Origin of the sequence: Novosphingobium sp. KCTC 2891, from assembly GCF_025938155.1 — a bacterium.
In the GTDB taxonomy this organism is placed as follows: Bacteria; Pseudomonadota; Alphaproteobacteria; order Sphingomonadales; family Sphingomonadaceae; genus Novosphingobium.
Window position 1 is genome coordinate 86,508 of the sequence record NZ_JAPCZG010000005.1, and the last position, 19,719, is coordinate 106,226.

General features: G+C 65.5%; 22 protein-coding genes and 1 tRNA gene. 18 read left to right on the plus strand and 5 right to left on the minus strand.

The features are described 5' to 3' along the window. Positions 1 to 50: 50 nt before the first annotated feature. A tRNA-Arg gene (locus OLX02_RS11390) sits at positions 51 to 127 on the minus strand. Positions 128 to 188: 61 nt separating this feature from the next. On the opposite strand from OLX02_RS11390, the gene OLX02_RS11395 reads away from it, so the two are divergent. Then, positions 189 to 992 carry a queuosine precursor transporter gene (locus OLX02_RS11395; protein ID WP_264422915.1) on the plus strand — a complete coding sequence of 268 codons (804 nt, stop codon included), beginning with the start codon at positions 189 to 191 and terminating at the stop codon, positions 990 to 992. Positions 993 to 1,061: 69 nt separating this feature from the next. Here the strand turns inward: OLX02_RS11395 and OLX02_RS11400 are convergent, their stop codons facing one another. Together OLX02_RS11400 and OLX02_RS11405 are read right to left on the minus strand one after the other, a co-directional pair. Continuing rightward, positions 1,062 to 1,289: a PspC domain-containing protein gene (locus OLX02_RS11400; RefSeq protein WP_264422917.1), complete on the minus strand. Its 228-nt coding sequence runs from the start codon at positions 1,287 to 1,289 to the stop codon at positions 1,062 to 1,064. Next, complete coding sequence (locus OLX02_RS11405) at positions 1,286 to 1,432, minus strand: hypothetical protein (protein ID WP_264422919.1); 147 nt, start codon at positions 1,430 to 1,432, stop codon at positions 1,286 to 1,288. Before OLX02_RS11405 ends, OLX02_RS11400 begins: the two co-directional genes overlap by 4 nt. 482 nt (positions 1,433 to 1,914) lie before the next feature. Here OLX02_RS11405 and rimP point away from each other — a divergent pair, with 482 nt between their 5' ends. The 4 genes from rimP to infB are packed head-to-tail and all read left to right on the plus strand — an operon-like array spanning position 1,915 to position 7,503. After that, on the plus strand, positions 1,915 to 2,499 hold the full coding sequence (rimP, locus tag OLX02_RS11410) for a ribosome maturation protein RimP (RefSeq protein ID WP_264422921.1): 585 nt from the start codon (positions 1,915 to 1,917) through the stop codon (positions 2,497 to 2,499). Positions 2,500 to 2,502: 3 nt separating this feature from the next. Next, positions 2,503 to 4,149, plus strand: a complete 1,647-nt coding sequence (gene nusA / locus OLX02_RS11415) for a transcription termination factor NusA (protein ID WP_264422923.1) — start codon at positions 2,503 to 2,505, stop codon at positions 4,147 to 4,149. Next, positions 4,130 to 4,867, plus strand: coding sequence for a DUF448 domain-containing protein (locus OLX02_RS11420; RefSeq protein WP_264422926.1), 738 nt, complete (start codon positions 4,130 to 4,132; stop codon positions 4,865 to 4,867). Before nusA ends, OLX02_RS11420 begins: the two co-directional genes overlap by 20 nt. Positions 4,868 to 4,872: 5 nt before the next feature. Further along, a complete protein-coding gene (gene infB, locus OLX02_RS11425) occupies positions 4,873 to 7,503 on the plus strand; it encodes a translation initiation factor IF-2 (RefSeq protein ID WP_264422928.1) in 2,631 nt (876 codons plus the stop codon). A 96-nt stretch (positions 7,504 to 7,599) separates the two neighbouring features. On the opposite strand, the gene OLX02_RS11430 is transcribed toward infB, so the two are convergent. After that, on the minus strand, positions 7,600 to 7,968 hold the full coding sequence (locus tag OLX02_RS11430) for an RcnB family protein (protein ID WP_264422931.1): 369 nt from the start codon (positions 7,966 to 7,968) through the stop codon (positions 7,600 to 7,602). Positions 7,969 to 8,137: 169 nt separating this feature from the next. On the opposite strand from OLX02_RS11430, the gene OLX02_RS11435 reads away from it, so the two are divergent. The 8 genes from OLX02_RS11435 to pnp all read left to right on the plus strand — a co-directional run bounded on the left by OLX02_RS11435 (position 8,138) and on the right by pnp (position 14,572). Beyond that, entirely contained in the window at positions 8,138 to 8,674 is a 537-nt protein-coding gene (locus tag OLX02_RS11435; RefSeq protein WP_264422933.1) for a DUF1697 domain-containing protein, read from the plus strand. A 1-nt stretch (position 8,675) separates the two neighbouring features. Next, a complete protein-coding gene (rbfA, locus tag OLX02_RS11440; RefSeq protein WP_264422935.1) occupies positions 8,676 to 9,071 on the plus strand; it encodes a 30S ribosome-binding factor RbfA in 396 nt (131 codons plus the stop codon). A gap of 18 nt (positions 9,072 to 9,089) precedes the next feature. After that, positions 9,090 to 9,665 carry a thymidine kinase gene (locus OLX02_RS11445; protein ID WP_264422937.1) on the plus strand — a complete coding sequence of 192 codons (576 nt, stop codon included), beginning with the start codon at positions 9,090 to 9,092 and terminating at the stop codon, positions 9,663 to 9,665. Continuing rightward, positions 9,662 to 10,213 carry a GNAT family N-acetyltransferase gene (locus OLX02_RS11450; RefSeq protein ID WP_264422938.1) on the plus strand — a complete coding sequence of 184 codons (552 nt, stop codon included), beginning with the start codon at positions 9,662 to 9,664 and terminating at the stop codon, positions 10,211 to 10,213. Before OLX02_RS11445 ends, OLX02_RS11450 begins: the two co-directional genes overlap by 4 nt. Continuing rightward, a complete protein-coding gene (locus OLX02_RS11455) occupies positions 10,210 to 10,911 on the plus strand; it encodes a site-2 protease family protein (protein ID WP_264422940.1) in 702 nt (233 codons plus the stop codon). Before OLX02_RS11450 ends, OLX02_RS11455 begins: the two co-directional genes overlap by 4 nt. 2 nt (positions 10,912 to 10,913) lie before the next feature. After that, positions 10,914 to 11,828, plus strand: a complete 915-nt coding sequence (gene truB, locus OLX02_RS11460; RefSeq protein ID WP_264423272.1) for a tRNA pseudouridine(55) synthase TruB — start codon at positions 10,914 to 10,916, stop codon at positions 11,826 to 11,828. Positions 11,829 to 11,833: 5 nt separating this feature from the next. Further along, positions 11,834 to 12,103, plus strand: a complete 270-nt coding sequence (rpsO, locus tag OLX02_RS11465; RefSeq protein WP_264422943.1) for a 30S ribosomal protein S15 — start codon at positions 11,834 to 11,836, stop codon at positions 12,101 to 12,103. Positions 12,104 to 12,268: 165 nt separating this feature from the next. Continuing rightward, positions 12,269 to 14,572: a polyribonucleotide nucleotidyltransferase gene (pnp, locus tag OLX02_RS11470; protein ID WP_264422945.1), complete on the plus strand. Its 2,304-nt coding sequence runs from the start codon at positions 12,269 to 12,271 to the stop codon at positions 14,570 to 14,572. Positions 14,573 to 14,688: 116 nt separating this feature from the next. Here the strand turns inward: pnp and OLX02_RS11475 are convergent, their stop codons facing one another. Further along, a complete protein-coding gene (locus tag OLX02_RS11475) occupies positions 14,689 to 16,119 on the minus strand; it encodes a sigma-54-dependent transcriptional regulator (RefSeq protein WP_264422947.1) in 1,431 nt (476 codons plus the stop codon). A 214-nt stretch (positions 16,120 to 16,333) separates the two neighbouring features. Here OLX02_RS11475 and OLX02_RS11480 point away from each other — a divergent pair, with 214 nt between their 5' ends. From OLX02_RS11480 to OLX02_RS11500, 5 genes are read left to right on the plus strand one after another with little or no spacing between them, the layout of a single operon-like run. After that, positions 16,334 to 16,456: an aa3-type cytochrome c oxidase subunit IV gene (locus OLX02_RS11480; RefSeq protein ID WP_264422949.1), complete on the plus strand. Its 123-nt coding sequence runs from the start codon at positions 16,334 to 16,336 to the stop codon at positions 16,454 to 16,456. Positions 16,457 to 16,462: 6 nt separating this feature from the next. Further along, positions 16,463 to 17,593 (plus strand): NAD(P) transhydrogenase subunit alpha, encoded by a 1,131-nt coding sequence (locus tag OLX02_RS11485; RefSeq protein WP_264422951.1) that lies wholly within the window; start codon positions 16,463 to 16,465, stop codon positions 17,591 to 17,593. 11 nt (positions 17,594 to 17,604) lie between these two features. Then, positions 17,605 to 17,889: an NAD(P) transhydrogenase subunit alpha gene (locus OLX02_RS11490; RefSeq protein WP_264422953.1), complete on the plus strand. Its 285-nt coding sequence runs from the start codon at positions 17,605 to 17,607 to the stop codon at positions 17,887 to 17,889. Beyond that, positions 17,889 to 19,334, plus strand: coding sequence for an NAD(P)(+) transhydrogenase (Re/Si-specific) subunit beta (locus OLX02_RS11495; protein ID WP_264422954.1), 1,446 nt, complete (start codon positions 17,889 to 17,891; stop codon positions 19,332 to 19,334). The genes OLX02_RS11490 and OLX02_RS11495 overlap by 1 nt, the downstream gene beginning before the upstream one ends. A gap of 13 nt (positions 19,335 to 19,347) precedes the next feature. Further along, positions 19,348 to 19,671 carry a hypothetical protein gene (locus OLX02_RS11500; RefSeq protein WP_264422956.1) on the plus strand — a complete coding sequence of 108 codons (324 nt, stop codon included), beginning with the start codon at positions 19,348 to 19,350 and terminating at the stop codon, positions 19,669 to 19,671. The last annotated feature ends 48 nt before the right edge of the window (positions 19,672 to 19,719 follow it).

Below are 19,719 nucleotides of genomic sequence, written 5' to 3' on the forward strand. Positions count from 1 at the left end.
CGGGGCTTGTGAAGGCGAGGCGGCCGAAAGCCCATCCCCGGCGAGGTGATTGGCGCGCCCTACAGGAATCGAACCTGTGGCCTCAAGATTAGAAGTCTCGCGCTCTATCCAGCTGAGCTAAGGGCGCGCGCCGGCGTTCCCTTAAGCACGCTTTGCGCGCGCTGCAAACCGCGTTAGCAAGCAAGTCCATGAGCGATCCCCAATCCGATCTCACCCACCTCGCGCGAATCGGCGGTTCGGCCGGCGCGCGGCGCCACTTCCGCTATTTCGACTACATGATGGCGGCATTTGTCGCGATCCTGCTGCTGTCGAACCTGATCGGGGCGGCCAAGCTGGCCACGCTGGACGGAATAACCTTCGGCGCGGGCATCCTGTTTTTCCCGGTGTCCTATGTGCTGGGAGACGTGCTGACCGAGGTCTACGGCTACGCCAACGCGCGGCGCTGCGTGTGGATGGGCTTCTTCGCGATGCTGTTCATGGCGGTGATGAGCTTCGTGGTCGTCGCCATGCCGCCGTCGCCCGATTGGGGCTGTGCCTCCAGCGGCGATCCGCTGTTCGCCGATCTGGTGGCAAAAACGTCGGCGGGAACGGTGTGCCAGACCACCTATGTCTCGGTGTTCGGCAGCACCTGGCGGATCGTGCTCGCCTCGATCGCCGCGTTCTGGGCGGGCGAGTTCGTCAATTCCTTCGTGCTCGCCCGGATGAAAGTGCTCACCAACGGCAAGCATCTGTGGACCCGCACGATCGGCTCGACGATTTTCGGGCAGGCCGTGGACAGCGCGATCTTCTATCCCGTCGCTTTCCTCGGCACCTGGACGACGCAGGCGGTGCTGACGGTGATGGTCACCAACTGGGCGATGAAAGTGGCGTGGGAAGTGCTGCTGACGCCCGCGACCTATGCCGTGGTCGGTTTCCTCAAGCGGCGCGAAGGTGTGGACGTGTTCGATACCGACACCGATTTCTCGCCTTTCGCCAAGACGCGCTCGGTCTGAAGCGCTCCGGGTGGGCGGCTTGCCCCTCCCCGGACATGGGGGAGGGGCGGCGCGCAACCCGGCTCCAGATCAGTCGGCGATCAGGCCGATGGCCAGGTAGATCAGGATCAGCGATCCGAAGCCGATCAGCGTTCCGGCGATCCAGGCGACGCGGACGAACGTGACGTCGATGTCGAAATAGTCGGCGATGCCGGCGGACACGCCCATGATCTTGCCGCGCTGCTTGTTGAGGCGGAAACCGCGACGGGGGCTCTCGATCGGGCGCACCGACGATTCTTCAAAGCGCAGTTCGCTCATGCGACGTACTCCACGCTGGTGGCGACCGAGGTGGGCAGCTGCGACTGGGGCACCGAAACCGTGCCGGAGATCATCAGGGCCGAGAGCGCGAGCGCGGCGGCGGCGCTGACGATGTGGGCGGAAAGATTGCGGATGGCAGTCATGTCGAGATCCTTTCGGGTTGCGATGCTTTGGCCGAACCAGGTGTCCGGCCCGATGCACCCAGCTTTGCAGAACCCGTGCCAAACCGGCGGAATGGCGCATTTTCGCGCTTTGACCGGCCGCATCCTTCCCGTGAACGATGGATGAATGCTAAATATTGGCGATATTCACCGATGCTTTGGTAGAGCAATTTTCACACCCCTCCAACGCGGGGCGCGGCGCCGGAATCGGCACTGCACGGCGCGGAGGCGGGCAGGGAGCCGGTCGTTTCCCCCTTTTCGACAGGCGGCGGTGCGTGGGTCAGGATCGCCGCCGTTTCCGGAGCAATCCGGCGGCTCCCTGGCCCCGGCTTTCCGCTTGCAATTTCGGGAGGGTGTGCGTATTTGCCGCTCATCCCGACATTGTGAAGGCAAAGTCAGGGCTGGCGCCGAAAGGGGCCGGCACCAAACCCCTTTGCCTTTCCTGCCGGTGCTGTGGAGATTGCATGACGGATATTGCGCGGATCATCGAGGTTGTAGAGCCGGAGGCAAAGGCCCTTGGCTTCGATCTCGTGCGCGTCCGCTATTTCAAGGGCGGCGAGATCGGCGACGAGGAGCATACGCTCCAGATCATGGCCGAGCGCCCCGCTACCGGCCAGTTGGTGATCGAGGATTGCGCCGCGCTCTCGCGCCGCGTTTCCGATGCCTTCGACGCGCTCGAGGAAGCCGGCGACGTGCTGATCGAGGAGGCCTACCGGCTTGAAGTCAGCTCGCCCGGCATCGATCGTCCTCTGACCCGCCCGAAGGATTTCGCGGCGTGGACCGGCCACGAAACGCGGATCGAGCTGACCGAACTGCTGGACAACCGCAAGCGCTTCCGCGGTGATCTCATTGGCTTCGATGCCGAAACCCAGACCATTTCCATCGAGGATGACGGCACCGTCTACCACGTGCCGTTCGCCCTTGTTGCCAACGCCAAGCTGATCCTTACGGACAAGCTCATCGCCGCTTCCCGGCCGCTCGACACTTCCGGTGCAGAAGAAGAAGTTGTTGGCGGCGCGGACGAGAACCTCGAAGAACAGGAAGACTGACCCATGGCCAGTGCGATTTCCGCCAACCGCGCCGAACTGCTCGCGATCGCCAACTCGGTGGCCGCGGAGAAGATGATCGACAAGTCGATCGTCATCGAGGCGATGGAGGAAGCGATCCAGAAGTCGGCGCGCAACCGTTATGGCGCCGAAAACGACATTCGCGCCAAGCTCGATCCGCGCACCGGCGATCTTCGCCTGTGGCGCGTGGTCGAAGTGGTCGAGCACGTCGAGGACTACTTCAAGCAGGTCGATCTCAAGCAGGCTGAAAAGCTGCAGAAGGACGCCAAGATCGGCGACTTCATCGTCGATCCGCTGCCCCCGGTCGATCTCGGTCGCATCGACGCGCAGTCGGCCAAGCAGGTCATCTTCCAGAAGGTCCGCGACGCAGAGCGTGACCGTCAGTACGAAGAGTTCAAGGACCGCGCCGGCGAAGTCATCACCGGCGTGATCAAGTCGGTCGAATTCGGCCACGTGATCGTCAACCTCGGCCGCGCCGAAGGCGTCATCCGCCGCGACCAGCAGATCCCCCGCGAAGTGCCCCGCGTGGGTGAGCGCGTTCGCGCGCTGATCATGAAGGTGGAGCGCCAGAACCGCGGTCCGCAGATTTTCCTCAGCCGTGCGCACCCGGACTTCATGAAGAAGCTCTTCGCGCAGGAAGTGCCCGAAATCTACGACGGCATCATCGAGATCAAGGCCGCCGCTCGCGATCCGGGCAGCCGCGCCAAGATCGGCGTCATCAGCCGCGACGGCTCGATCGACCCCGTCGGCGCCTGCGTCGGCATGAAGGGCAGCCGTGTCCAGGCCGTGGTGCAGGAGCTTCAGGGCGAAAAGATCGACATCATCCCGTGGAGCGAGGACACCGCGACGTTCGTGGTCAACGCGCTTCAGCCGGCGACTGTCAGCCGCGTCGTGATCGATGAGGAAGAAAGCCGCATCGAAGTGGTCGTGCCCGATGACCAGCTGTCGCTCGCGATCGGCCGTCGCGGCCAGAACGTGCGCCTTGCCTCGTCGCTGACCGGTTCCGCCATCGACATCATGACCGAGGCCGAGGCTTCGGAGAAGCGCCAGAAGGAATTCTCCGAGCGCTCGAAGATGTTCGAGGAAGAACTCGACGTCGACGAGACCCTGTCGCAGCTGCTGGTCGCCGAAGGCTTCAGCGAGATGGAAGAAGTCGCCTACATCGACGTGGCCGAACTGGCCGCGATCGAAGGCTTCGACGAGGAGCTGGCCGAGGAACTCCAGAGCCGCGCCACCGAAGCGCTCGAACGCCGCGAAGAAGGGCAGCGCGAACAGCGCCGTGCGCTCGGGGTCGAAGATGCGCTCGCCGAACTGCCGCACATCACCGAAGCGATGCTCGTCACGCTCGGCAAGGCCGGCATCAAGACTCTCGACGATCTCGCCGATCTCGCGACCGACGAACTCATCGCCAAGAAGCGCGGTAGCGAACAGCGCCGCCGCAACAACAACAGCCCGGACAATCGCCGCGAACGCAGCGAACGTAGCGAGCGTCAGGAAGACAAGGGCGGTGTTCTTGGCGAATACGGCCTGAACGAAGAGCAGGGTAACGAGATCATCATGGCCGCCCGCGCGCACTGGTTCGACGACGAACCGCAAGCCGAGGAGGCCGCCCATGCGGAATCCTCGCAATGAGCCGCTAAGCGCCGCAAGGCCGAAGACACGCGCGGCGGGGGAAACCCCGCCGGAGCGCAAGTGCATCCTCACCGGTCGTCATGGCGACCGGGACGATCTCGTGCGCCTTGCCATTTCTCCCGAAGGACTGGTCCTGCCCGATCCGCTGGCGCGTGCGCCGGGGCGCGGTGCGTGGATCGGTATTTCGCGCGCCGACCTTGAAAAGGCGGCTGCCAATGGCAAACTTAAGGGTGCATTGGCGCGCGCATTCAAGGGCGCGCCCCTGACCATTCCCGAAGACCTCGGCCAGCGAACCGAATCCGGGCTGGTCCGCGCGCTTACCGATCGCCTCGGCATCGAACTGCGCGCCGGCAACATATTGCTCGGTACAGAGAAAATCGCGCAGGGCTGCCGCTCGGGCGCGGTCCGCTTTCTGGCGCACGCGTCGGATGCGGGCAGCGATGGACCGAACAAGCTCGCACAGGCCTGGCGCGTGGGCGAGCAAGCCGAAGGCTCCGGGCTGAAAGGCGTCATCTTGCCGCTGGACCGTGCGGCGCTGTCTGTGGCATTGGGCCGCGACAACGTCGTTCACCTGGGCATTACCGATGCCGCCGCGACAGAGCGAGTCGCTGGCCCGCTTCGGCGCCTGATGCGTTTTCTCGGGCACGAGACCGATGCCGCTGTCGAACCGGATTCCGGTGAGGCCGCGAACGACGATATTGATACGAAGGGCGAATAAGTTCGATGAGCGATAGCGACAAGAAGCCGACACTGGGCCGTAGGCCGCTGGGTCTGAAGACCTCGGTGGAGGCTGGAGAGGTCAAGCAGACCTTCAGCCACGGTCGCACCAACAAGGTGGTGGTCGAGGTCAAGCGACGCAAGCTGATGCCGCGTCCCGGCGAAACCGCGCCTGCCGCCGAAGCACCTCAGGCCGAGCCGCGCCCTGCCGCGCCGCCGGCTCCCGTCGCGCGTCCCACTCCGCCGCCGCCGCCGCCGGTCTCGCCCGCCGCTTCGCGCGAAACGCGTCAGGAGCTTCAGGCCCGTCTGCTGCGCGAAGCCGAGGAAGCCCGCCTCGCCGCGACCGAAGCCGCGAACCGCCGCGAGCAGGAAGACCGCCTGCGCGCGATCGAGGAAGAGCGTCGCCGCGCCGAAGAAAACCGAGCCCAGGAAGCTGGCAAGGCTGCTGAAGCAGCGAAAGCGCCCGAGCCTGTGGCCGCGCCCGAACCGGCACCGGTGGCAGAAGCGCCAGCACCCGCCGCCGAAGCGCCCAAGGCAGAGCCGGCCGCCGCCCCGGTCGAAGCGTCCGCCGAAGCCCCGGTCGAGGCCAAGGCTGCTGCGCCTGCGGAGGCCAAGCCCGCTGCCGCTCCGGCAGCGCCTGCGCCGCGCCGCTTCACGCCCGTTGCCCCGATCAAGCGTCCGGAACCGGCTGCCAAGAAGCCCGCGCACAACCCGCGCGACAAGAACGCCGGCGATCGCCGCCAGGCGGGCAAGCTGACCGTCACCAAGGCGCTCAACGAGGACGAGGGCGCGCGCGCCCGTTCGCTCGCCGCGCTGAAGCGTGCGCGTGAAAAGGAAAAGCGCGCCCACTTCGCCGGCCAGTCGCAGCCGCGCGAAAAGCAGGTGCGCGATGTGATCGTGCCTGATGCGATCACCGTGCAGGATCTCGCCAACCGCATGGCCGAAAAGGCCGCGGACCTGGTGAAGGCGCTGTTCAAGATGGGTATGATGGTCACCATCAACCAGACCATCGACCAGGACACTGCCGAACTGCTCGTCACCGAATTCGGCCATAACATCCAGCGCGTGAGCGACAGCGATGTCGATATCGACACCGCGGCCGACGTCGACGCCGAGGGCACGCTGAAGACGCGCCCGCCGGTCGTGACCATCATGGGCCACGTCGATCACGGCAAGACCTCGCTGCTCGACGCGCTGCGCGGCACCGACGTGGTGCGCGGCGAAGCTGGCGGCATCACGCAGCATATCGGCGCCTACCAGATCAAGACCAAGGGCGGTGACTTCATCACCTTCCTCGATACGCCGGGCCACGAAGCCTTCACCGAAATGCGTATGCGCGGTGCCAACGTCACCGACATCGTCATTCTGGTGGTCGCGGGCGACGACGGTCTGATGCCGCAGACGATTGAGGCGATCAACCACACCAAGGCCGCCGGCGTGCCGATGATCGTGGCGATCACCAAGGCCGACAAGCCGGAATTCAACCCGCAGAAGATCCGCGAGCGCCTGCTCGAGCACGAGATCCTCGTCGAGGCGATGTCGGGCGAGGTTCAGGACGTGGAAGTCTCCGCCAAGACCGGCGCCGGGCTCGACGACCTGATCGAGAAGATCCTGCTCCAGGCCGAACTGCTCGACCTGCGCGCCAACCCCGATCGCGCCGCCGAGGCGACCGTGATCGAGGCCAAGCTGGACAAGGGCAAGGGGCCGCTGGCCACCGTCCTCGTCAACCGCGGCACGCTCAAAGTGGGTGACATTCTCGTCGTCGGCACCCAGTCGGGCCGCGTTCGCGCCATGCTCGACGACAAGGGCCGTCAGGTGAAGTCCGCGCCGCCGTCGCTCCCGGTCGAAGTGCTCGGCATCGGCGGCGTGCCGATGGCCGGTGACACGCTCACCGTGGTCGAGAACGAGGCCCGCGCCCGCGAGGTCGCGACCTATCGCCAGGAGCTCGCCACCGCCAAGCGCACCACGACGGCGCCGGCCAGCCTCGAGAACATGTTCTCGGCGCTTGCCGCCAAGCAGTCGGTCATCGAATACCCCATCGTCATCAAGGCCGACGTGCAGGGTTCGACCGAAGCGATCGTCAACGCGCTCAACCGCATCTCGACCGACGAGATCAAGGTCCGCATCCTCACCTCTGGCGTGGGCGCGATCACCGAAAGCGACGTGACCCTGGCGCAGGCCAGCGGGGCGCCGATCGTCGGCTTCAACGTCCGTCCCAACGCCAAGGCGCGCGAGCTGATCGAGCGCAACAAGGTGCGGATGAAGTACTTCGACGTGATCTACCAGCTCACCGACGACATCCGTTCGGAAATGGCGGGCGAGCTGGGTCCGGAGCGCATCGAAACCGTCGTCGGCCGTGCCGAGGTCAAGGAAGTCTTCCCCGCGGGCAAGAAGGACAAGGCTGCCGGCCTGCTCGTCGTCGAGGGCTACATCCGCAAGGGCATCAACGCGCGTCTTACCCGCAACGATGTCATCGTCTCGCAGACGGTCATCCACTCGCTGCGCCGTTTCAAGGACGACGTCGCAGAAGTGCGCGCCGGGCTGGAATGCGGCGTGGTCTTGCAGGACACGAACGACATCAAGCCGGGCGATCACCTCGAAGTGTTCGAGGTCGAGGAACGCCAGCGCACCCTGTAAGGGGTCGCGGCAACGCCAACGAAAGAGGGGCGACCTGCACCAGCAGGCCGCCCCTTTTCATTGGTCGACAGGCGGCTCGGCCTGTCGCTCATGCGGTCAGAACAGGCCGCGCACCACCGAGCGCACCAGCCCGCTGCGCAGGCTTACCAGCAGCGCGTCATCGCCCGATCGCACCCAGTGATAACCGCGCGGCGGCGCGCTCAGGCGGTGGTAGCGGCGATATTCCACCACGCGGTAATGCGGCGCGCGGTTGGAGTGGAACCGTTGCCCCTGGCGGAACGGATTGGCGTGCGCGGCCACGCGTACGTCCGCCCCGTGGTTGCGCGAACCGGGGCGCACGTCGGCATGGGCCGCCCCGCGCACATCATTGCCGTGGTTGCCCGGATGATCGTTGCGCGCCAACGCCGGCGTCGCGGCGGGGAGGGCGAGGGCTAGGCCCAGGAAAGCGGCGGTCAGTTTCTTCATCATCATTCTCCGAACTGTACTGTCGGAGGTAGAACGATGCTGGACGCCGCCGGGTCCGCAGGAAAGTGTCCTCAAATGTCGCAGGCCCGGTACGGCGCAAGCCGAACCGCTTTGCGATTGGCGCGAATCTGGTAGGGCGAACGCGCATTTTGGCGAGGAACGGGAATACATGACACGCTATGTCGCCCTGCTCGGCTCGATCAACGTCGGCGGTAACCGGCTGACCATGGCCGATCTGCGCTGGGCGTTCGAGCGCGAGGGGCTGGAAGGGCTGGAAACGGTGATCGCCAGCGGCAACCTTCTGTTCGATTACGACGACCGCCCGCTCGAAGGATTGGAGGACCTGTTCGCGCATGTGATGCGCGACCGTTTTGATATCGACAGCTTCGTGGCGGTGCGCGACCGGGCCGCGATTGCCGAGGCGGTGGAAAGCAACCCCTTTTCCGGCGAAGGCGCCGGCGACCGCGTCCACACCATGTTCCTCGAACGCCAGCCCGATCCGGCCGCGTTCGAGAAGCTGGCCGCCGACCATGCGGGGCGCGGACCTGAAACCCTCGCAATTGGGAACCGGGCGCTCTATATCGATTTCGTCGATGGGGTCGCGGGCAGCCGCCTGACCAGCGCTTTCATCGAGCGGCGCCTTGGCTGCCGCGGCACCGCGCGCAACGTGCGTTCGATTGCCCGTATTCTTGCAAAGATGAGTTAAATTGGCCCGTCAACAGACCACTCCCGAAGCCCGTTCCGTCCGCCTGCTGAAGGTGGGCGAACAGGTGCGTCACGTCATTTCCGATCTGCTCACGCGCTCCGTCGTGCATGACGAGGTGCTTACCGGACACACCGTCTCCGTCACCGAAGTGCGGATGTCGCCCGATCTGCGGCACGCCACCGTCTTTGTGAAGGCGCTGCTGGGCCAGGACGAGGACATCGTCCTGAAAGCCCTGCGCACCCACACCGCATTCTTCCAGAAGGAAGTCGCGGGCAAGCTCAAGCTCAAGTTCGCAGCGAAGGTCAAGTTCCTCGCGGACGAGAGCTTCGACGTGGCAGGCCGGATCGACGCGCTGCTGTCCGATCCGCGCGTGGCGCGCGATCTGGCAGAGGACTGAGACCGGCCGCCGCCACCGATGGCCAAGCTCTATTTCTACTACGCCAGCATGAACGCGGGCAAATCCACCACGCTGCTTCAGGCGGACTTCAACTACCGCGAGCGCGGCATGGCGACCATGCTGTGGACCGCCGCGGTGGACGACCGTGCGGCCGAAGCGGCAATCGCCAGCCGGATCGGGCTGGGGGCCGACGCGCACCGCTTCGCTGCCGACACCGACCTGTGGGCGAAAGTCGGCGCGGCGCACGCGGTACAGCCGCTGGCCTGCGTGCTGGTGGACGAAGCGCAGTTCCTGACGAAAGCGCAAGTGTGGCAGCTCGCCCGGCTTGCCGACGAAGCGGGCATTCCCGTGCTGTGCTATGGGCTGCGCACCGATTTTCGTGGCGAGCTGTTCGAAGGTGCAGCGGCACTGCTCGGCATCGCGGATGCACTGACCGAGTTGAAAGCCGTCTGCCACTGCGGACGCAAGGCGACGATGAACCTGCGTGTCGATGCCGAAGGCGGAGCAGTGCGGGCCGGGGCGCAGACCGAGATCGGCGGCAACGACCGCTATGTGGCCTTGTGCCGCCCTCATTTCAGCGAGGCCATGCGGTGAACGACGCGGCTCTCTACGTTCCCCTGTCAGACGGAGATCTCTCGCTCGAACCGCTGGCCGAGGCGCACCGCGAAGCCTTGCGCGCCGCCTGCGCTCAGGATGCCCACATATGGGAGATCTATCCCACGTCGTGGGAAGGTGCGCATTTCGATCCGCAGTTCGATGCCGTGCTGGCCGGTGCGCCGCGCCGCCGGGCCTATGCCGTGTGCCACCAGGGCACGGTCGCCGGCATGACCGCATGGATCGAACAGGGGCAGCCGGGCTGGTCGATCGAGATCGGCAACAGCTACATCGTGCCCGCCTTGCGCGGCACCGGCTTCAACACACGCCTCAAGCACCTGATGATCGGCCATGCCTTCGCCTGCGGGCTGGAGCGCGTCGGCTTCAAGGTGGACGCGCGCAACACGCGCAGCCAGGCCGCCGTGCTCAAGCTGGGCGCGGTGCGCGAAGGCGTGCTGCGCCACGAACGCCGAACCTGGAACGGCCATGTGCGTGACACGGTGTCCTTCAGCATCCTGCGCCGCGAATGGAGCGCCCGCACCTCATGAACGCCACCATCTACGACGTTGCCACGCTCGTCCTGCCGCTGATCTTCGCGATCGTGTTCCACGAGGTCGCGCACGGTTGGGCGGCGCGTCTGCTCGGCGATCCGACTGCGTGGGAGCAGCGGCGGCTCAGCCTCAATCCGCTGCGCCATGTCGATCCTGTGGGCACCATCCTGCTGCCCGGCGCGCTCAAGCTGATGGGCCTGCCCGTGTTCGGCTGGGCCAAGCCGGTGCCGGTGAACTATGCGCGGCTCAACAATCCCAAGCGCGACATGGCGTTCGTCGGCGCGGCGGGACCGGTCTCGAACTTCGTGCTGGCGCTCCTCGCCGCGCTGGGGCTGGGGCTGCTGGTGCGTCTGATCGACGTGCGGGTGGAGCCCGGCCTGTGGGTCCGCTTCATCGCGGACAATCTCCAGAACTTCATCCTGCTCAATGTCTTCCTCGGCGTGTTCAACCTGATCCCGCTGCCGCCCTTCGACGGTTCGCGCATCCTGCGCGGGCTGCTGCCGATGGGCGGGGTCAGGGTGCTCGACCGCATCGAGCCCTATGGCATTCCGGTGTTCATGCTCGTCTTCATCGTGCTGCCGTGGCTGGTGCCGGGGCTGCATCTGGTTGACCGGCTGATCCTGCCGCCCGTGGGCTGGATGATCGAGCAGTACCAGCACGTCGCTTCGTGGGCCGCCGGACCGGAGCCGATCTGACCATGGTCGATGGCTGGATCATTCTCGACAAGCCGCTGGAGCTTGGCTCGACGCAGGGCGTCGCCGCGGTCAAGCGCAACCTGCGGCAGGCGGGTTACGGCAAGGTCAAGGTCGGGCACGGCGGCACGCTCGATCCGCTGGCCACCGGGGTGCTCCCGATCGCGGTGGGCGAGGCGACGAAGCTGGCCGGGCGGATGCTCGACGCGAGCAAGGAATACGCCTTCACCGTCCGCTTCGGCGAGGAGACCGACACTCTCGATCTGGAGGGCAAGGTGGTTGCGGTCAGCGACGTCCGGCCTTCGCTCGATGCCCTTCAGGCGGCGTTAGGTGCCTTTCAGGACACCATTGAACAGGTGCCGCCCGCCTATTCCGCACTGATGATCGACGGACAGCGCGCCTATGACCGCGCCCGCGCCGGAGAGGACGTGGAAATGCCCACGCGCACGGTCACGATCTATGCGCTTGTCCTTGAAGGCACCGAGGGACCGGGCGAGGCGCTCGAATCCGCGACCCTGCGCGCCCACGTGTCGAAGGGCACCTATATCCGCAGCCTCGCGCGGGATATCGCCCGCGCGCTGGGCAGCGTCGGCCACGTCACCATGCTGCGCCGCCTGCGCGCCGGGCCGTTCGGCTTGGAAAACGCGATTTCACTGGACAATCTCAACGATGTCGGTAAAGGCGCGCCCCTTGAACACGTAATCTTGCCGCTGGAGGCAGGGCTGGTCGACATCCCGGCTCTTGACCTTGATCCCGAGCAGGCGAGGGCGGTCCGACAGGGCCGCGTTCTAACGGGATTGCCCTGTAACGACGGGCTTTTCTGGGCGCGAAACGGCACTGTGCCGGTCGCGCTCGTTGAGCTTTCAGGCGGAAGCCTGACCGTGGTGCGGGGGTTCAACCTTCCGGATGTCGCGGAGTAAATAATATGTCGATCAGCGCTGAAAAGAAGCAGGAAGTCATTCAGGGCAATGCCCGCGCCGAGGGCGACACCGGTTCGCCGGAAGTCCAGGTCGCAATCCTGACCAGCCGCATTCAGACGCTGACCGAGCACTTCAAGAGCCACCACAAGGACAACCATTCCCGCCGTGGCCTGCTGATGATGGTGAACAAGCGCCGTTCGCTGCTCGACTACCTGAAGAAGAAGGATGTCGACCGGTACAACGCGCTGATCCAGAAGCTCGGTCTTCGCAAGTAACCAAGCGGAAGCGGCCCCATTGTGGGCCGCTTTTTGCATCGGGCCCGTCATGCAATTCGGCAGCGGACCCCTGGGGCCAGGAAAAATGCCCCGCACCGGACCGGGACGGTATCCCCGGCAGCAAACCCCGCGGAGCAATAGGGCGCGCGGGCTGAAGGAAACGAAATGTTCGACGTCAAAACCGTATCGCTGGAGTGGGGCGGAAAGACCCTCACTCTCGAAACCGGCCGCATTGCCCGTCAGGCCAATGGCGCGGTTCTCGCTACCTACGGTGAAACCGTGGTGCTGTGCGCAGTCACGGCCGCCAAGTCGGTGAAGGAAGGCCAGGACTTCTTCCCGCTGACCGTCCACTACCAGGAAAAGTTCTCGTCGGCCGGTCGTATCCCGGGCGGCTTCTTCAAGCGCGAGCGCGGCGCGACGGAAAAGGAAACGCTGGTTTCCCGCCTGATCGACCGCCCGGTTCGTCCGCTGTTCCCCGAAGGTTTCTACAACGAAATCAACGTCATCGCTCAGGTTCTGAGCTATGATGGCGAGACTGAGCCTGATGTCGTCGCGATGATCGCCGCCTCGGCCGCGCTGACGATCTCGGGCGTTCCGTTCATGGGCCCGATCGGCGCCGCGCGCGTCGGCTTCAAGGACGGCGAATACCAGCTCAACCCGTCGCTGTCGCAGGCCGCCGAAGGCCGCCTCGACCTCGTCGTGGCCGCGACCGACAACGCCGTGATGATGGTGGAATCGGAAGCCAAGGAGCTGACCGAAGACGAAATGCTGGGCGCCGTCATGTTCGCGCATGACGAGATCCGCAAGGTCGTCGGCGCGATCATCCAGCTGGCTGAAAAGGCCGCGAAGGAGCCTTGGGACGTCGACCTGTCGGACAACACCGCCGACATCAAGAAGAAGCTCAAGGACATCGTCGGCAAGGACGTTGCTGCCGCCTACAAGCTGACCGACAAGTCGGCCCGCTCGAACGCGCTCAACGAAGCCCGCGCCAAGGCGAAGGCCGCGTTCTCGGACGAGACCCCGCAGACCCAGATGGTCGCCATGAAGACCATGAAGAAGGTCGAGGCGGACATCGTGCGCACCGCCATCCTCAAGGACGGCCAGCGCATCGACGGTCGCACCACCACGCAGGTCCGCCCGATCGAATCGATCGTCGGCTTCCTGCCGCGCACGCATGGTTCGTCGCTGTTCACCCGCGGCGAGACGCAGGCGATCTGCACCACCACGCTGGGCACCAAGGACGCCGAGCAGATGATCGACGGTCTGGACGGTCTGTCCTACCAGCGCTTCATGCTGCACTACAACTTCCCGCCCTACTCGGTCGGTGAAGTGGGCCGCTTCGGCGCGCCGGGCCGCCGCGAAGTCGGCCACGGCAAGCTGGCATGGCGCGCCCTGAACCCGGTGCTGCCTTCGAAGGAAGACTTCCCCTACACGATCCGCGTGCTGTCCGACATCACCGAGTCCAACGGCTCGTCGTCGATGGCCACGGTGTGCGGCGGCTGCCTTTCGATGATGGACGCCGGCGTTCCGATCGAGCGTCCGGTTTCCGGCATCGCGATGGGCCTGATCCTTGAAGGCGACGAGTTCGCCGTTCTTTCGGACATCTTGGGCGACGAGGATCACCTCGGCGACATGGACTTCAAGGTGGCGGGCACTTCGGCCGGCATCACCACGATGCAGATGGACATCAAGATCGCGGGCATCACGCGCGAGATCATGGCGCAGGCGCTGCGTCAGGCGAGCGAAGGCCGCGCGCACATCCTGAACGAGATGACCAAGGCTCTGGGCTCTGCCCGTACCGAGCTGTCGGCTCACGCTCCGCGCATCGAGACGATCCAGATCGACAAGTCGAAGATCCGTGAAGTGATCGGCACCGGCGGCAAGGTCATCCGCGAGATCGTCGCGGAAACCGGCGCCAAGGTGGACATCGATGACGAAGGCCTGATCAAGATCTCGTCGTCCGACACCGCGCAGATCGAAGCCGCCAAGAAGTGGATCCTCGGCATCGTCGAGGAAGCCGAAGTCGGCAAGGTCTACGACGGCAAGGTCGTCAACATCGTCGATTTCGGCGCATTCGTGAACTTCATGGGTGGCAAGGACGGCCTCGTCCACGTCTCCGAAATGCGGAACGAGCGCGTCGAGAAGCCGACCGATGTGGTCAAGGAAGGCCAGGCCGTGAAGGTCAAGGTCCTCGAGATCGACCAGCGCGGCAAGGTTCGCCTGTCGATGCGCGTCGTCGACCAGGAAACCGGTGCAGAGCTGGAAGACACCCGTCCCGCCCGCGAACCGCGCAGCGACCGTGGCGATCGTGGCAGCGACCGTCGTGGCCCGCGCCGCGATGGCGACCGCGGCCCGCGCCGTGAAGGTGGCGACCGTGGTCCCCGCCGCGAAGGCGGCGATCGTGGCCCGCGCCGCGAAGATGGTCCGGCTCCCGACCACATGCCGGCGTTCCTCAAGTCCGACGACTGAGGACGGCCGACAGGTCTGAAACAGGAAAGGGCCCGCAGCGATGCGGGCCCTTTTCTTTTGGTCGATGTGCTGTTTGCCTGCCCGCCGGCCAAGGACCGCGCCGCCGACCGGGCAGTTCAGGCCGCGCGTTCGGGCGCGTTCTCGATGCCGAGTTCCGACAGCTTGCGATAGAGCGTCGAGCGACCGATGCCGAGGCGGCGCGCGACTTCGGTCATGCGGCCGCGATAATGGCCAATGGCAAGGCGGATCACGTCCGCCTCGATTTCCTCCAGCGGGCGCAGGTTGCCATCGGGCGTGAAAAGCATGACCCCGCCGCCTTCGCTGACCGGCGGGGCGGCGCGTGCCGTATCGCCCACCATCGACGAGAGATTGGGGAAATCCTGTGCGGTGAGCATCTCGCCGTCGCAGAACACCGCGGCGCGGAACAGCGTGGCCTGCAACTGGCGGACGTTGCCGGGCCAGTCGTAGGCACCGAGCAGCGCCAGCGCGCCATCGGTCACGCCCAACGGACGCAGGCCCGGCTGCTCGCCGATGCGCGCAAGGAAATGACGGGCCAGCGCAGGAATGTCGCCCGCGCGCTGGCGGAGCGGCGGCAAGTGGACGATCAGTCCGGCCAGCGCATCGGCCAGGCCGGTGTCGAACAGGTCCGCCTCGGCCAGATCGCGCAGCGCCGCGTTGCTGCAGAGCAGCAGGCGGACATCGACGCGGAAGCTGTGGCGCGCACCGATGGGCTGGACGTCGCCCCGGGCCAGGAATTCTGCAAGGCGTTGCTGCACGTGGGTGGGCAGGCGGTCGATCTCGTCGATCACCAGCGTGCCGCCATCGGCGTGCTGGAGCGCGCCGACGTGGCGCTCGAACGCGCCGGCGAAGGCACCCTTTTCATGCCCGAACAGCACCGATTCGATCTGGTTGGCGGGAATTCCCCCGGCATTGACGATCCGCAGCGGCGCCTTGGCGCGCGGGCTGGCCGCGTGCATCGCGCGCACCAGCATTTCCTTGCCGGTGCCGCTTTCGCCCTCGATCAGGACGGTGGTCTGCGTGCGGGCCGCCTTGGCCGCGATCGCCAGAGCAGCGCGGAAGGCCGGTGCCGCGCCGATCATCGAATCGAAATCGAGCGTGGTGTCGAACTTCTCGGTCAGCGGCTGCAATTCGGCATTCGGCACTTCGCGCGTGGTCGCGGCGCGCAGCGCCTGGAGCAGGCGATCGGGCGAGACCGGCTTGATCAGGTAATCGGTCGCCCCCGCGCGCATCGCTTCCACGGCGAGCAGCGGCGAGGAACTGGTGGTGAGCATCAGGATCGGCAGCGCGGGGCGGCGTGCCTTCAGTTCCGCGATCAGCGTGCAGGCATCGTCGCCCGGCACCCACTGGTCGAGGATGATCGCCCCCAGTTGCATTCCCTGCCGCGTGCCGAGCGTGGCGATCGCGGTTTCGGTGTCGCGGGCGATGATCGTGCGCCAGCCTTCGCGCGCGGCGAGAGCCGAGACGAGACGGCTTTGCGCCGGTTCGTCGTCGATCAGCATCAGCAGGCGATCTTCGGGTTCGGTCATGGTCTCCCGGACTTTCGCTACCAGCGTTCTTCCAACTGCACCCCGTCATTTGGACAGGCCCGGTCTTTTGAACAGGAGCCTGAATAGACGGTTCGGGTAAAGAGGCGATTAAGCGCAAGGCCCATGTTTACGTCCAAGCGAATGCTTGAGCGGGGAATAGGCTGCGGCTAGAGCAAGCGCGCGCGCACAAGCGCGTGCCTCAAGGGGTTTGAAAATGGCTTCTGCAAACGACATGAAGGCCGCAAATGCGACCTATGCCGGCTTCATCAACATGATCAAGTACTCGATCCCGGTGATTGCCGTGATCACCGCCTTTGTCGTCCTGATCATCCAGTAATCGCACGTGACAGGGGCAACGAAAATCGCCGTCCTCAAAGAGAGGGCGGAAGGGGAGAACCGGGTTTCGGCGACGCCGGAGACGGTGAAGAAGTTCATCGCTTTGGGCGCGTCGGTCCGGGTGGAAGCGGGGGCCGGTGCCGGTGCCTCGATTTCCGACGAGGACTATCGCACGGCCGGGGCCGAAGTGGTCGCTGATGGCGCTGCTTCGGGCGCGGACATCGTGCTGGGCGTGCAGGGTCCGGAAACGGACGTGCTGGCCGGTGCGAAGCCGGGCGCATGGGTCGTCGCCAGCCTCGATCCGTTTGGCAAGCGCGGGCGCATCGACGCCTATGCTTCCGCCGGATATGAAGCTTTGGCGATGGAGTTCATGCCGCGCATCACCCGTGCGCAGTCCATGGACATCCTGTCCTCGCAATCGAACCTGGCCGGTTACAAGGCCGTGATCGTTGCCGCTGACCTTTACGGTCGCGCGTTTCCGATGATGATGACCGCCGCGGGCACGGTTTCCGCCGCCAAGGCCTTCATCATGGGTGTGGGCGTGGCCGGCCTTCAGGCGATCGCCACCGCGCGTCGCCTGGGGGCGCAGGTTTCCGCCACCGACGTGCGCTCCGCCACCAAGGAGCAGATCCAGTCGCTCGGCGCCAAGCCGATCTTCGTGGAGAGCGTGAAGGGCATCGAGGGCGAAGGCGCCGGCGGTTATGCCACGGAAATGAGCGAGGAATACCAGAAGGCGCAGGCCGAGCTGGTATCGTCGCACATCGCCAAGCAGGACATCGTCATCACCACCGCGCTGATCCCGGGGCGCGCTGCGCCGCGCCTGATCACCGACGCGCAGATCGCCTCGATGAAGCCCGGTTCGGTCATTTTCGACCTTGCCGTGTCGCAGGGCGGCAACGTCGAAGGCTCGGTGGCCGATCAGGTCGTGGTCAAGCACGGCGTCAAGATCATCGGGTATTCCAATACCGCGACGCATCTCGCCGCCGACGCTTCGGCGCTGTTCAGCCGCAATCTCTACAACTTCCTCTCGGCCTTCTGGGACAAGGAACAGGGCAAGCCCGTTCTGGACGAGGAAATCGGCAACGCCATCCGCCTGACGCAGGGTGGCAAGGTCGTGAACGAACGACTGCTCGGCTGAGGGGGGCTGACATGGACTTCATTGCAATTCTCTCCATCTTCGTGATGGCCTGCTTCGTGGGCTATTACGTCGTGTGGTCGGTGACGCCGGCGCTGCACACGCCGCTGATGGCGGTCACCAACGCGATTTCTTCGGTCATCGTGGTCGGCGCGCTGGTCGCGTCGGCGGCTGAAGGTTCTGCCGTTTCCAAGTGGCTGGGCCTCGGCGCGGTCGTTCTGGCCAGCGTCAACATCTTCGGCGGCTTCGCCGTGACCGAGCGCATGCTCGCGATGTACAAGAAGAAGGAGCGCAAGTGATGAGCTTCGCACTCCTTTCCGAAGCCGCGGCAGATGCCGTGCACGCAGCCAGCCCCTGGGCGGCGCTCGCCTACCTGATTTCGGGCGTGCTGTTCATCCTCGCGCTGCGCGGGCTGTCCAGCCCTGCAACGAGCCGCGCGGGCAACCGTTACGGCATGGTCGGCATGACCATCGCGGTCGTGACCACGCTCTACACGCACTCCATTGCCAGCCTGCCCGAGATCATCGGCGCGCTGGCGATCGGCGGCGGCGTGGGCTTCGTCACCGCGCGCAAGATCAAGATGACCGACATGCCGCAGCTTGTGGCAGCGTTCCACTCGCTGGTCGGCCTTGCCGCCGTGCTGGTCGGCCTTGCCGCCTACCTCAACCCGGTGGCGTTCGGCATTGCCGGGGCTGACGGCGTGATCGAACCGCAGAGCCGGATCGAGATGGGCCTTGGCATTGCCATCGGTGCCATCACGTTCTCGGGCTCGGTCATCGCGTTCCTGAAGCTGGCGGGCAAGATGAGCGGTTCGCCGATCATGCTGCCAGGCCGCCATGTGCTCAACCTGGGCACGCTGGTCGCCATCGTCGGGCTGGTTGCCTGGTTCACGCAAGACCAGAGCCAGTGGGTGATCGCCACGATCACCGTGCTCAGCTTCATCATCGGCTTCCTGCTGATCATTCCGATCGGCGGCGCGGACATGCCGGTGGTCGTCTCGATGCTCAACTCGTATTCGGGCTGGGCCGCGGCGGCGATGGGCTTCACGCTGCACAACACCGCGATGATCATCACCGGCGCGCTGGTGGGTTCTTCGGGTGCGATCCTGTCGTACATCATGTGCAAGGCGATGAACCGCAGCTTCCTGTCGGTGATCGCGGGCGGTTTCGGCGCGGCGCCGGAAGCGGCCAGCGGCGGTGCCAAGGAGCAGCGTCCGTGGAAGCGCGGCTCTGCCGAAGACGCTGCCTACATGATGAAGGAAGCCGAAAACGTCATCATCATTCCGGGCTATGGCATGGCGGTGTCGCAGGCACAGCACGTGCTGCGCGAGATGGGCGACCAGCTCAAGGCGCACGGCGTGAACGTGAAGTATGCGATCCACCCCGTTGCCGGGCGTATGCCGGGCCACATGAACGTGCTGCTGGCCGAAGCCAACGTGCCCTACGATGAGGTCTTCGAACTGGAAGACATCAACGGCGAGTTCGCGCAGGCCGACGTGGCGTTCATCATCGGCGCCAACGACGTCGTCAATCCGGCGGCCAAGACCGACAAGTCCTCGCCGATCTACGGGATGCCCGTGTTCGACGTGGACAAGGCCAAGACGATCTTCTTCGTGAAGCGCTCGATGGGCGGCGTGGGCTATGCAGGCGTCGACAACGACGTGTTCTACATGGACCAGACCATGATGCTCCTCGCCGACGCCAAGAAGATGGTGGAGGACATCGTCAAGGCGCTTGCGCACTGATGGTATCCCATTGATGAAATACGCGAAATGGCCCGCCGCCGTGCTGTGCATGGCGCTGGCGGCGGGCTGCGTATCCAAGCTCGCAGAGGGCCGGGTTCGCTCGGCCCTCGTCGATTCCGGCCTGTCGGATGCCAATGCCGCGTGCATGGCGGAACGGATGACCGACCGGCTCTCGATCCTGCAATTGCGCAAGTTGCAGGCGCTCCAGGGGCCGAAACGCTCGCTGGCGGAGTGGACCCGCATGGTCCGGCGCGTCGACGATGCCGAACTGATCGGCGTGACGACCAGCGCGGCGGCGCTCTGCGCCATGGGGCTGGCCCCGGAGAAGCGCCGCTGATCGGCGGTTGACTTACACGGATGTAAGCGCATTCTCGGCACCCATGAG

Bases quoted from the DNA above. Each gene is read 5' to 3' on its own strand.
- OLX02_RS11395 (WP_264422915.1), top strand. From the start codon at position 189: ATGAGCGATCCCCAATCCGATCTCACCCACCTCGCGCGAATCGGCGGT.
- OLX02_RS11400 (WP_264422917.1), bottom strand. From the start codon at position 1,289: ATGAGCGAACTGCGCTTTGAAGAATCGTCGGTGCGCCCGATCGAGAGC.
- OLX02_RS11405 (WP_264422919.1), bottom strand. From the start codon at position 1,432: ATGACTGCCATCCGCAATCTTTCCGCCCACATCGTCAGCGCCGCCGCC.
- rimP (WP_264422921.1), top strand. From the start codon at position 1,915: ATGACGGATATTGCGCGGATCATCGAGGTTGTAGAGCCGGAGGCAAAG.
- nusA (WP_264422923.1), top strand. From the start codon at position 2,503: ATGGCCAGTGCGATTTCCGCCAACCGCGCCGAACTGCTCGCGATCGCC.
- OLX02_RS11420 (WP_264422926.1), top strand. From the start codon at position 4,130: ATGCGGAATCCTCGCAATGAGCCGCTAAGCGCCGCAAGGCCGAAGACA.
- infB (WP_264422928.1), top strand. From the start codon at position 4,873: ATGAGCGATAGCGACAAGAAGCCGACACTGGGCCGTAGGCCGCTGGGT.
- OLX02_RS11430 (WP_264422931.1), bottom strand. From the start codon at position 7,968: ATGAAGAAACTGACCGCCGCTTTCCTGGGCCTAGCCCTCGCCCTCCCC.
- OLX02_RS11435 (WP_264422933.1), top strand. From the start codon at position 8,138: ATGACACGCTATGTCGCCCTGCTCGGCTCGATCAACGTCGGCGGTAAC.
- OLX02_RS11445 (WP_264422937.1), top strand. From the start codon at position 9,090: ATGGCCAAGCTCTATTTCTACTACGCCAGCATGAACGCGGGCAAATCC.
- OLX02_RS11455 (WP_264422940.1), top strand. From the start codon at position 10,210: ATGAACGCCACCATCTACGACGTTGCCACGCTCGTCCTGCCGCTGATC.
- truB (WP_264423272.1), top strand. From the start codon at position 10,914: ATGGTCGATGGCTGGATCATTCTCGACAAGCCGCTGGAGCTTGGCTCG.
- rpsO (WP_264422943.1), top strand. From the start codon at position 11,834: ATGTCGATCAGCGCTGAAAAGAAGCAGGAAGTCATTCAGGGCAATGCC.
- pnp (WP_264422945.1), top strand. From the start codon at position 12,269: ATGTTCGACGTCAAAACCGTATCGCTGGAGTGGGGCGGAAAGACCCTC.
- OLX02_RS11475 (WP_264422947.1), bottom strand. From the start codon at position 16,119: ATGACCGAACCCGAAGATCGCCTGCTGATGCTGATCGACGACGAACCG.
- OLX02_RS11480 (WP_264422949.1), top strand. From the start codon at position 16,334: ATGGCTTCTGCAAACGACATGAAGGCCGCAAATGCGACCTATGCCGGC.
- OLX02_RS11490 (WP_264422953.1), top strand. From the start codon at position 17,605: ATGGACTTCATTGCAATTCTCTCCATCTTCGTGATGGCCTGCTTCGTG.
- OLX02_RS11495 (WP_264422954.1), top strand. From the start codon at position 17,889: ATGAGCTTCGCACTCCTTTCCGAAGCCGCGGCAGATGCCGTGCACGCA.
- OLX02_RS11500 (WP_264422956.1), top strand. From the start codon at position 19,348: ATGAAATACGCGAAATGGCCCGCCGCCGTGCTGTGCATGGCGCTGGCG.